The 9,301-nt window shown below is 64.0% G+C and carries 13 protein-coding genes and 1 pseudogene; 6 read left to right on the forward strand and 8 right to left on the reverse strand.

Annotation, left to right across the window (positions count from 1 at the left end; genetic code table 11):
- Together EN949_RS36770 and EN949_RS28825 are read right to left on the reverse strand one after the other, a co-directional pair.
- A pseudogene (locus EN949_RS36770) lies at positions 1–129 on the reverse strand (CHAD domain-containing protein); the annotation flags it as partial.
- Complete coding sequence (locus EN949_RS28825; protein WP_013528659.1) at positions 126–599, reverse strand: CYTH domain-containing protein; 474 nt, start codon at positions 597–599, stop codon at positions 126–128. The pseudogene EN949_RS36770 and the gene EN949_RS28825, both read right to left, overlap by 4 nt.
- Positions 600–689: 90 nt before the next feature.
- Here EN949_RS28825 and EN949_RS28830 point away from each other — a divergent pair, with 90 nt between their 5' ends.
- From EN949_RS28830 to EN949_RS28845, 4 genes are read left to right on the forward strand one after another with little or no spacing between them, the layout of a single operon-like run.
- On the forward strand, positions 690–1,388 hold the full coding sequence (locus EN949_RS28830) for a CerR family C-terminal domain-containing protein (protein WP_027161229.1): 699 nt from the start codon (positions 690–692) through the stop codon (positions 1,386–1,388).
- The gene (locus EN949_RS28835) at positions 1,385–2,338 is read left to right on the forward strand and encodes an HlyD family efflux transporter periplasmic adaptor subunit (RefSeq protein WP_013528657.1); all 954 of its coding nucleotides are present in this window, start codon (positions 1,385–1,387) and stop codon (positions 2,336–2,338) included. The genes EN949_RS28830 and EN949_RS28835 overlap by 4 nt, the downstream gene beginning before the upstream one ends.
- Positions 2,335–3,255, forward strand: coding sequence for an ABC transporter ATP-binding protein (locus EN949_RS28840; protein WP_127365454.1), 921 nt, complete (start codon positions 2,335–2,337; stop codon positions 3,253–3,255). The genes EN949_RS28835 and EN949_RS28840 overlap by 4 nt, the downstream gene beginning before the upstream one ends.
- A complete protein-coding gene (locus EN949_RS28845) occupies positions 3,252–4,388 on the forward strand; it encodes an ABC transporter permease (protein ID WP_013528655.1) in 1,137 nt (378 codons plus the stop codon). The genes EN949_RS28840 and EN949_RS28845 overlap by 4 nt, the downstream gene beginning before the upstream one ends.
- Positions 4,389–4,493: 105 nt before the next feature.
- Here the strand turns inward: EN949_RS28845 and EN949_RS28850 are convergent, their stop codons facing one another.
- From EN949_RS28850 to EN949_RS28860, 3 genes are all read right to left on the reverse strand, one after another.
- Positions 4,494–5,093: a DNA-3-methyladenine glycosylase gene (locus tag EN949_RS28850; RefSeq protein ID WP_127365453.1), complete on the reverse strand. Its 600-nt coding sequence runs from the start codon at positions 5,091–5,093 to the stop codon at positions 4,494–4,496.
- A 91-nt stretch (positions 5,094–5,184) separates the two neighbouring features.
- Entirely contained in the window at positions 5,185–6,168 is a 984-nt protein-coding gene (locus tag EN949_RS28855; protein ID WP_127365452.1) for a threonine/serine dehydratase, read from the reverse strand.
- 297 nt (positions 6,169–6,465) lie between these two features.
- The gene (locus EN949_RS28860) at positions 6,466–6,789 is read right to left on the reverse strand and encodes a hypothetical protein (RefSeq protein ID WP_024502197.1); all 324 of its coding nucleotides are present in this window, start codon (positions 6,787–6,789) and stop codon (positions 6,466–6,468) included.
- A gap of 175 nt (positions 6,790–6,964) precedes the next feature.
- Here EN949_RS28860 and mbfA point away from each other — a divergent pair, with 175 nt between their 5' ends.
- Positions 6,965–7,948, forward strand: a complete 984-nt coding sequence (gene mbfA / locus EN949_RS28865; RefSeq protein ID WP_013528652.1) for an iron exporter MbfA — start codon at positions 6,965–6,967, stop codon at positions 7,946–7,948.
- 160 nt (positions 7,949–8,108) lie between these two features.
- On the opposite strand, the gene EN949_RS28870 is transcribed toward mbfA, so the two are convergent.
- The 3 genes from EN949_RS28870 to EN949_RS28880 form a co-directional block, all read right to left on the reverse strand.
- Positions 8,109–8,453, reverse strand: coding sequence for an antibiotic biosynthesis monooxygenase (locus EN949_RS28870; RefSeq protein ID WP_127365451.1), 345 nt, complete (start codon positions 8,451–8,453; stop codon positions 8,109–8,111).
- Positions 8,450–8,782, reverse strand: coding sequence for an NIPSNAP family protein (locus tag EN949_RS28875; RefSeq protein ID WP_013528650.1), 333 nt, complete (start codon positions 8,780–8,782; stop codon positions 8,450–8,452). The genes EN949_RS28870 and EN949_RS28875 overlap by 4 nt, the downstream gene beginning before the upstream one ends.
- A gap of 64 nt (positions 8,783–8,846) precedes the next feature.
- Entirely contained in the window at positions 8,847–9,062 is a 216-nt protein-coding gene (locus EN949_RS28880) for a DUF1127 domain-containing protein (protein WP_024502196.1), read from the reverse strand.
- 68 nt (positions 9,063–9,130) lie between these two features.
- Here EN949_RS28880 and EN949_RS28885 point away from each other — a divergent pair.
- Positions 9,131–9,301, forward strand: a 171-nt coding sequence (locus tag EN949_RS28885; protein WP_164761921.1) for a winged helix-turn-helix domain-containing protein, incomplete at its 3' end; no start/stop codon positions are given.

The following is a 9,301-nucleotide window of genomic DNA, read 5'->3' on the forward strand; positions in this document are numbered from 1 at the left end:
TTTGTGCAGCGCCTGTTCCGGCCGGCTCCGTGCGGCGTCAAGATGATGCAGCGCCTTGCCGATCTCCTCGGCAAGGATTCTCCTGACCTCGCCGGTCAGCGGCAGGCGCGGATCGATGCGAAAGCTCATGCGGCGATCTCCGGAATCCCACCAAGGGCGAGCGACGCGTTGTAGAATTTCTGCTCGCCGGTGACTTCACGGCCGAGCCAGTCGGGCAGCATTTCGTCCGGCACGTCCTCCGGCGTCTCAAGTTCGGCGACCACAAGTCCCGCAAGCGGTCCGCCAAAGACATCGACTTCATAGAGATAGCCACGGTGCCTAACATGGTGACGTGTCTTCTCGATGACACGTCCGATGGCGAAGTCCAGCATCTCCACCGCCTCCGACAGCGGGATCGGGTATTCGAATTCGTCGCGCTCGCGCGCTTTGCTGCCGAATTTGAGCGTCAGCTTGGCGGAAGTGCCGTCGCTGATGCGGATGCGCACTGTGCGTCCGGGGCCGGCAGCGAGATAGAACTGGAGAATGCGGATATTGGCCTCGGCCAACTCCCGCCATGCGGTGCTGGTGACCAGGAATTTTCGTTCGACTTCCTTGCCCATGGCCGCGCACTAAAGCGTTTGCCGCCGTCGATGGCAAGACAATGACGAACAGAAGTTGACTTTAATCAATCGATTGATTAAAGTGCGCTCATGATCAAACTACCTGAGCCCAAAGTTCTTCGTCGCGAGCCCGCCGAGATGACGCGCGCGGCGCTTGTCCAGGCGGCACTGAAGCTGTTCGGACGGCAGGGCTTCGACGGCACCTCGACGCGCGAGATCGCCGCCGAGGCGCAAGCCAATATCGGCTCGATCGCTTATCATTTCGGCGGCAAGGAGGGTCTTCGCACGGCCGCCGCCGACTTTATCGTCGAGACCATCCAGACGGTCGCCGGACCGGCGCTCGGCAATGCACAGGCGCCCGCGCCGGTCGGTCCGGAGGCAGCGCAGGCGCAGCTCTTCGCGGCGCTGGAGCGAATGGTCGGCTTTGTCGTGGCCAGTCCGCAGGCCGGTGAGATCGTGCAGTTCATCCTGCGCGAACTTTCCCATCCAACGGCAGCCCTCGATCGTATCTATGACGGTGTCTTCGAGCCGAGCCATCGCCGGCTGTGCCAGCTGTGGGAACAGGCAACTGGCGAGCCCGCCGAAAGCGAGGCCACAAGGCTCACCGTGTTCACGCTGATCGGCCAGGTCATCTATTTCCGCATCGGCCGTGAGGCGGTGATGCGCCGCATGGGCTGGCCCGATATCGGCGCCGCGGAGGCCGCCAAGGTGGTGGCGGTCACATCGGGCAATCTCAAGGCCATACTGGCCGCCAGAAAAGGGGCAAAGACAAAGGGGCAAAGACCATGAGCTTTCTGTGTTCGCTGCCGCTCGCCGCGCAGCTCTTCTCGGCCTGTGCCCCGGCAGCACCGCTGGCCGTCGGCTATGTCGAAGGCGACTACGTGCTGCTGGCGCCGATCGAGGTGGCGCAGGTAGAGACCGTCACGGTCAAGCGCGGCGACCGTGTCATGCCCGGCACCACCGTTGTGACGCTGGAAAGCGCCGATGCAAAGATCGCTGTGGCGCAGGCGCAGGCAAGCCTTGCACAGGCGCAGGCACAACTCGCCGACCTGCAGATCGGCAAGCGGCCGGAAGAGATCGCCGTGCTGAAGGCCGAGGTCGATATGGCCAGCGCCCAGGCCGCCGACGCCAAGCGCAAATACGACCGCGCCGCCGATCTGTTCAAGCGCGGCGCCGGCACGCAAGCGGATTTCGACACCGCGTCGGCCACGCTCGAAACGGCCAATGCGCAGGTCGGCCAGGCCAAATCCAATCTCGCCGTCGGCGGCCTGCCGGCGCGCCCCGAGACGATCAAGGCCGCCGACAATCAGGTCAAGCAGGCGCAGGCCGCGTTGGAGCAGGCGCAGTGGCGGCTGTCGAAACGGGTGCTGGCCGCCCCTTCGCCCGGCCGCGTCAACGACGTCATCCGCAATCCGGGCGATACATCAGGTCCGACCGCGCCTGTGATTTCGATCCTGCCCGACGGCGCGGTCAAGCTCAGCGTCTATATCCCGGAGAGCGCCTTCTCCTCGGTCAAGGTCGGCACCTTGCTCGGCGTCCATTGCGACGGCTGCGGCCCGGATGTTAAGGCGCGCGTCAGCTACGTCTCGCCAGATCCCGAGTTCACCCCGCCGGTGATCTATTCGCTCGAGAACCGGCAGAAGCTGGTCTACCTCGTCGAGGCGCGGCCGGAGGGCGATGCCGGCCCGCTGCAGCCCGGCCAGATCGTCGATGTCGATCTGGCGGACAGCGCAAGATGAACGCCATCGACGTCCACGGCCTGGTCAAGCGCTTTGGCGACAAGACCGTCGTCGACCATGTGACGATGTCGGTTGCCGAGGGCGAGATCGTCGGCTTTCTCGGCCCCAACGGTTCGGGCAAGACGACCACCATCCGCATCATGTGCGGCCTGCTGACCCCGGACGAGGGCGAAGGCACGGTGCTCGGTTTCAACATCCGCACCGACAGCCTGCGCATCAAGCGCGAAGTCGGCTACATGACGCAGAAATTCTCGTTTTACGAGGATCTGACGATCGGCGAGAATCTCGAATTCGTGGCGCGGCTCTACCGGCTGAAGCCGGTCGAGGAGCATGTCGCGAGCACGTTGGAGGACCTCGGCCTGACGTCGCGCCGCAACCAGCTGGCCGGCACCCTGTCGGGCGGCTGGAAGCAGCGGCTGGCGCTGGCCGCCTGCATCATGCACAAGCCGAAATTGCTGCTGCTCGACGAGCCCACGGCCGGTGTCGACCCGAAGGCGCGGCGCGAGTTCTGGGACGAGATCCATCGCCTCGCCAGCGGCGGGCTGACCGTGCTGGTCTCCACCCACTATATGGACGAAGCCGAGCGCTGCCACCGCATCAGCTACATCTCCTATGGCAAGATGCTGGCCACCGGCACTGTCGCCGAAGTGGTGAAAAATGCCGGGCTGACCACCTTCGTCCTGCAGGGTCCGCGCCTCGATCAGGTCGCCGAAGCGCTTCAGGGCCGCCCCGGCGTCGATCAGGTGGCGCCGTTCGGCGCGACGCTGCATGTCGTCGGCTCCGACCAGAAGAAGCTCGAAGCCGCGCTTGCCGATGTCGAGAGAGAGCACAAGGGCGTGAAAGTTTCGCCCGGCGAAACCAGCCTCGAGGACGTCTTCATCCAGTTCATGTCCGGCTCGAAGGACAACATGGCATGAACAGCGTCTTTTCCTTCGCCCGGCTTGGCGCCTTGCTGATCAAGGAATTCATCCAGATGCGGCGCGACCGCATCACCTTCGCCATGATGCTCGGCGTGCCGCTGATACAATTGGTGCTTTTCGGCTACGCCATCAACAACGACCCGAAAAGCCTGCCGGCAGCACTCGTGGCGACGAGCAACGATCCCTATACGCGCGCCATTGTCGCGGCGCTGCAGACCACCGGTTACTATCGTTTCGACCATGTCGCGCAAAGTGCCGCCGAGGCCGAGTTCCTGATATCGCGCGGCGACGTTGCCTTCGTCGTCACCATCCCGGCCGATTTCGCCAGGAGGGTGGAGAGCGGCAACAGCCCGCAGATACTCATCGAGGCCGACGCCACCGACCCGGCGGTGGCCAGCGGCGCCATCTCGACGCTCGGCACAGTCGCCAGCCAGGCGCTGCTGAGGGCGCAAGGCACGCAGGAAGCCGCCGCCGAGGCCGCCAAGGGTCAGCTCGATGTCGTCGTACACCGGCGCTACAATCCCGAAGGCATCTCGCAATACAACATCGTGCCCGGCCTGCTGGGCGTCATCCTGCAGATGACCATGGTGATGATGACTTCGATCGCGCTGACACGCGAGACCGAGCGCGGAACGATGGAGAACCTGCTGGCGATGCCGTCCAGCCCGCTCGAGATCATGATGGGCAAGGTGCTGCCCTATCTGGCGGTCGGCGGCGTGCAGGTGGTGGTGGTGCTGGCGGCGGCGAAACTTCTGTTCGCCATCCCCTTCACCGGATCGATGTCGCTGCTCCTGACCGCCGTGCTGATCTTCGTGCTGGCGCTGGTGCTGCTCGGCTACACGATTTCGACCATCGCCCGCACGCAGATGCAGGCGCTCCAACTCACCTTCTTCTTCTTCCTGCCGTCGATCATGCTGTCCGGCTTCATGTTCCCGTATCGCGGCATGCCGGACTGGGCACAAATCTTCGGCGAGATCTTCCCGCTGACGCATTTCCTGCGCATCACCCGCGCGGTGATGCTGAAGGGGGCCGAACTGCCGGCGGTGGCAACGGAGATCGGCTGGCTGGTGGTGTTCGTGGCTTTGTTTGCCGGCGTAGCATTGGTGCGATTCAGGCGGACGCTGGATTAGACGCCGCACGACCTCCAGTCTTGGTACCAGCCTTTGCTCCTTGCTCCGCCCGTGGATGACGAAGGGAGAAATGCTTTCGCCAATCTCCATGGTTTGTAACTGCCACTAACCGTTGAGCGATTTCGGGCCGCTGACGAAGGCGCTCCCCTTGACGTAAAACCGCAGCGGGCGATCGGCATCCTTTGTAATGCCGATCCGGATGCCTTGGGCGATGTCGCCGGCTTGATGCTCGTCGGTTGCCAGCCATAGCGGGCCTTTGCGGCAGAGATCGAGCCCGTCGAGCGAACGATCGATCCGCAACGCCTGGGCCAGCCTTCCCGGTCCTCGCGCAAGGTCGCGCAAGCGGTCGATGCCGCGATTGAGCCGCATGAGCGCAATGCCTTCGAGCGGTTCGAGCGCCCTGATGAGCACGCCGGTTCCGACCCCTGCCATCTCGCTCGAGACGTTGAGCATGTAGGAGATGCCGTAGGCGAGATAGACATAGGCGTGCCCAGCGTCGAGAAACAGCGAACGGTTGCGCGGGGTCATCCCCCGATAGCCGTGCCCGGCGGCGTCACCGGTCACATAGGCCTCGGTCTCGACGATGCGGCCGCTGGCGATGCCTTCGGGCAGTTCGCGCACCACGATCTTGCCGATGAGAGTGCGGGCAAGGGATGCCGTATCGTCGGGCAGCTCAGAACGCGTGAGCGGGCGGTAGATGACCATGTTCAGCCCGCCGACGATTTGGAGGCGGGCGAGGAGTGATCCAAGGCGAAACCTGCCTCAGATCCATGTCGGACCCCTTGGACATCTCGTCTCAAGCCGCCGCCATGATCCCGGCATAAGTGCCGAAATCGACATTGCCGCCGGACAGCACCACGGCAACGCATTTGCCGGACAGTTCGATCTCGCCCGACGACAGCGCCGCCAACGCCACGCAGCCGCCGGGCTCGACCACCAGCTTGAGATAGGCCATGGCGTCGCGCATCGCCTGTGCCGTCGCCTTGTCGGAGACGGCGATGCCGCCTGCCAGGTTCCTGCGGTTGATCTCGAAGGTGATCAGGCCGGGCTCCGCGGTCAGGATCGCGTCGCAGATCGACGCGTGGCCGGGTTCGTTCGACACCCTGGCGCCGGCGGCCAGCGACCGGCGGGTGTCGTCGAAATGCTCGGGCTCCACCGCCCAGACCGCAGTGTCGGGCGAGGCGTCCTTGACGGCAACCGAAATGCCGCTGGCCAGGCCGCCGCCGCCGCAGGGAATGACGACCGCGTCGAGGTCGACGCCAAGCGCTTTTGCCTGGCGCATCAATTCGAGGCCGATCGTGCCTTGGCCCGCAATGATGGCCGGGTCGTCGAAGGGTGGCACCAGCACCATGCCTCTTTCCACGTAAGGGCGAACCACGCTCATGCGGTCGTCGCGAAAGCGGTCGAACGGCACCACCTCCGCCCCCATCTTGCGGACGTTAGCGATCTTCATCGCCGGCGCGTCTGAAGGCATGGCGATGACCGCCTTGACGCCGAACATCGCGGCCGAAGCGGCGACACCCTGCGCATGATTGCCCGACGAGAAGGCGACGACGCCCTGGCTGCGTTCTTCGTCGCTCAGCGACGACAGCTTGTTGTAGGCACCACGGAACTTGAACGAGCCGGTACGCTGCAGCGTCTCCGGCTTGAACAGGATGCGGCCGCCGAAGCGCTTGTTCAGCTCCTGCGATTCGATCAACGGGGTTTCGACGATCAGGCCGGCGAGACGCGCGGCGGCGGCGTGGATGTCGGCGATGCCGGGAGGGATGGTGGCGGTCATGTGAGGTCCAGTGGACAGGGGTCTTTCCATGATGCCCGCAAAGGCAGGCGGCGCACCATGGGAAAAATGTGACCGTTACAAGGTTTAGCGAGGCGGTCGCCAACGCCTCGGCTGCACGCCTCCCCTCTGGCCTGCCGGACATCTCCCCCACGGGCGGGGAGATCGGCTGAGTATCCGCTTTCGCCAATTTCCAACGTTGAAGAAGGGGCACACCTAATGAAGCTGACAATCTCCCCCTCGTGGGGGAGATGTCCGGTAGGACAGAGGGGGGCGCCGTCCCGCCGCCGTCCCACGAGTTCACCCCAACAGCGTCCTCTGCCTCTTGCTCCCACCCAGCTTGCGCCAGTTGTTGAAGCGGTGGCTGGCGGCGGCAAAGGATATCTTCATCTGCTGGGCGACCGAATAGCGCGACTTGCCCTCGTCGAACATGCGGTAGCAGCACTCGACGCCTTCCTCGGTCAGTTTGCCGTCCGGCGCCTTGTTGTGCGGATTGGCGGGGTCGAATTTCTCGACCTGCTGCTCGACCAGGCCTTTCAGGCGCTGCAGATCGGCTTCGATGCTGGCGATGAGATCGAGAACGGGCTTTGGGTCATAGGGATGCGGAGGCTGTTTTGCCGTCATCTGCGGGTTCCTTGTTCTGGCTGGGTTGAATTATATAGGTGAACATTCACTGATAATGAAGGGGTCGGCCCGGCATGCGAGCTTCAACAATTCTTGACCGCGACCCAAGCGCGCAATTGACCGGAGGCACCTTGAGCCCTAGTTTAGAACTATTCTAAACTAGGGTGAATTCCTCATGCTTTCCCGTGTTTTCGGCTTCGGCCGCCGCCCCTTCGAATCGCTTTCCGAACAGGAGATCCTGGCGCTGGCCATTTCGTCCGAGGAGGATGACGGTCGCATCTATCGGGCCTATGCCGACGGCCTGACGGAAAACTTCCCCCAATCGGCAAAAGTGTTCGAGGAGATGGCCGAGGAAGAGGATGGCCATCGCGATTCGCTGATCGAGCTTTTCCGCAAGCGTTTCGGCGAGCGCATTCCGCTGATCCGGCGCGAACATGTGAAGGGCTATTACGAGCGCAAGCCCGACTGGCTGGTCCGGCCGCTCGGCATCGAGCACGTGCGCAGCCAGGCCGAGGCGATGGAGCGGCAAGCCTACCTTTTCTATGTCGAGGCTGCCAAGCGCACGGCGGATGCCTCGACGCGAAAACTGCTCGACGATCTGGCGGTGGCCGAACTGGGCCATGAGACACTGGCGCAGCGGCTGGAGCAGAAACATGTGCCGGGCGAAGTGAAGGACGAAGAGACCGCCGCCGAGCAGCGCCAGTTCATCCTCACCTATGTGCAACCAGGGCTGGCCGGGCTGATGGACGGATCGGTGTCCACACTGGCGCCGATCTTTGCTGCCGCCTTTGCCACGCATGACACCTGGCAGACGCTGCTGGTCGGGCTTGCCGCCTCGATCGGCGCCGGCATTTCGATGGGATTCACCGAAGTCGCTTCAGACGACGGCAAGCTGTCGGGCCGCGGCTCGCCGCTCAAGCGCGGTCTGACCGTCGGCATCATGACGACGCTGGGCGGTCTCGGGCATGCACTCCCCTATCTCATTCCGCATTTCTGGACGGCGACCGGGGTTGCCGCGGTGGTGGTGTTCTTCGAATTGTGGGCGATCGCTTTTGTCCAGAACCGCTACATGCAGACGCCCTTCCTGCGCGCCGCCTTCCAGGTGGTGCTGGGCGGCGCCCTGGTGTTCGCGGCCGGCGTGCTGATCGGGAATGCGTGAGCGCAAAGTGCCCCCTCACCCAGCCTCCGCTTCGCTCGGCTAACCTCTCCCCGAGGGGAGAGGAGACTTTTGGTGTCGGCGGCAACTCTTCTCCCCTGGGGGAGAAGGTGGCCGCGAAGCGGCCGGATGAGGGGGCGACGGCGCGGCGATCGGCTACCACTCACCCATTCACCGCCCGGCTATCCCTAGGCGCCTCGTCCCTCTCCGTCAGCCCATAGTCCCTCACGACATGGGCGATGCGCAATCGGTAGCCGGCAAAGATGCCGCCGCGACCGGCCTTCTGCGCCTGCCGGTGTTCCTCGGTGTTGCGCCAGTCCTTCACGGCTTCCTCATCTCGCCAGAACGACAGCGACAGGATGCGGTTCGGATCGGCCAGGCTCTGAAAACGCTCGATGGAGAGAAAGCCGTCAATGCCGTCGAGCAGCGGACGCAGGTCCGCGGCGATGCTCAGATAGGCATCGCGCCGGCCCTCCGCCGGTTCGACCTCGAAGATGACGGCAATCACGGCAGCACCAGTTTCGCGTGCGGGCCTGAGGCCAGTTTCAGGAACATGCGATCCTCCTTCAGGATGAATCTCTCGCGTTTGGCGAACTCGTAGTTTGCCTTGCCGGCGGGATCGGCGGCAAGCCGGGCGCGATAGGCTTCGTAGGCGGCCAGGCTTTCGATGTTATAGGCCGCATAGGCGGTCGTCGCCGAGCCCTCATGCGGCGCGTAATAGCCGATCAGATCGGCGCCGCAGCGCGGAATGGCCTGGCCCCAGTTGCGCGCATACTCCTCGAAGGCCGCCTTGCCGAACGGGTCGATCTCGTAGCGGATGAAGCAGGTGATGGTCATTGTGGTCTCCTCGGGGCTGCGTCGATAGTTTGAACGGCATCGAAACGTCGTGCCGACTGGTCTGCTAGGGCTGCCAGAAGGACTTCGCGCATTCGCGGCGCACGTCTTGCGGCGTCAGGCCAAGGTCGCGCAGCTGATGGTTATCGATCTCGGCAAGGTCGAGACGCTGCAGATGGCGGTCATACCAGCGGGCCAGCAGCCGCGAACGCAACCAGCTGACGAACGGGAAGAACCGACGGCTGTGGAGCGGGGCTGAGGGGAAAGCGGTTCGTGCGGCCATCGTCGTCTCCTTGATCTCACCGGAGAATAGTGATTATCTGACAAGAACGCTTCGATGAGGAACGAACTATGCGCGAAGGACCCGACATCGCCCGCATCGCCAGCCTGGTCGGCGACCCGGCACGCGCAAACATGCTAAATGCCCTGATGGGCGGCACGGCGCTGACGGCAAGCGAGCTGGCGCTCGAGGCCGGCGTCTCGCTGCCGACCGCCAGCTCGCACCTGGGCAAACTGATGGAA

The sequence above is a fragment of the Mesorhizobium sp. M7A.F.Ca.US.007.01.2.1 genome, from assembly GCF_003998165.1.
Taxonomy (GTDB): domain Bacteria; phylum Pseudomonadota; class Alphaproteobacteria; order Rhizobiales; family Rhizobiaceae; genus Mesorhizobium; species Mesorhizobium ciceri.

Excerpts from the sequence above, each read along its gene's own strand:
- EN949_RS28825 (WP_013528659.1), bottom strand. The coding sequence starts at position 599 with ATGGGCAAGGAAGTCGAACGAAAATTCCTGGTCACCAGCACCGCATGG.
- EN949_RS28830 (WP_027161229.1), top strand. The coding sequence starts at position 690 with ATGATCAAACTACCTGAGCCCAAAGTTCTTCGTCGCGAGCCCGCCGAG.
- EN949_RS28835 (WP_013528657.1), top strand. The coding sequence starts at position 1,385 with ATGAGCTTTCTGTGTTCGCTGCCGCTCGCCGCGCAGCTCTTCTCGGCC.
- EN949_RS28840 (WP_127365454.1), top strand. The coding sequence starts at position 2,335 with ATGAACGCCATCGACGTCCACGGCCTGGTCAAGCGCTTTGGCGACAAG.
- EN949_RS28845 (WP_013528655.1), top strand. The coding sequence starts at position 3,252 with ATGAACAGCGTCTTTTCCTTCGCCCGGCTTGGCGCCTTGCTGATCAAG.
- EN949_RS28850 (WP_127365453.1), bottom strand. The coding sequence starts at position 5,093 with ATGGTCATCTACCGCCCGCTCACGCGTTCTGAGCTGCCCGACGATACG.
- EN949_RS28855 (WP_127365452.1), bottom strand. The coding sequence starts at position 6,168 with ATGACCGCCACCATCCCTCCCGGCATCGCCGACATCCACGCCGCCGCC.
- EN949_RS28860 (WP_024502197.1), bottom strand. The coding sequence starts at position 6,789 with ATGACGGCAAAACAGCCTCCGCATCCCTATGACCCAAAGCCCGTTCTC.
- mbfA (WP_013528652.1), top strand. The coding sequence starts at position 6,965 with ATGCTTTCCCGTGTTTTCGGCTTCGGCCGCCGCCCCTTCGAATCGCTT.
- EN949_RS28875 (WP_013528650.1), bottom strand. The coding sequence starts at position 8,782 with ATGACCATCACCTGCTTCATCCGCTACGAGATCGACCCGTTCGGCAAG.
- EN949_RS28880 (WP_024502196.1), bottom strand. The coding sequence starts at position 9,062 with ATGGCCGCACGAACCGCTTTCCCCTCAGCCCCGCTCCACAGCCGTCGG.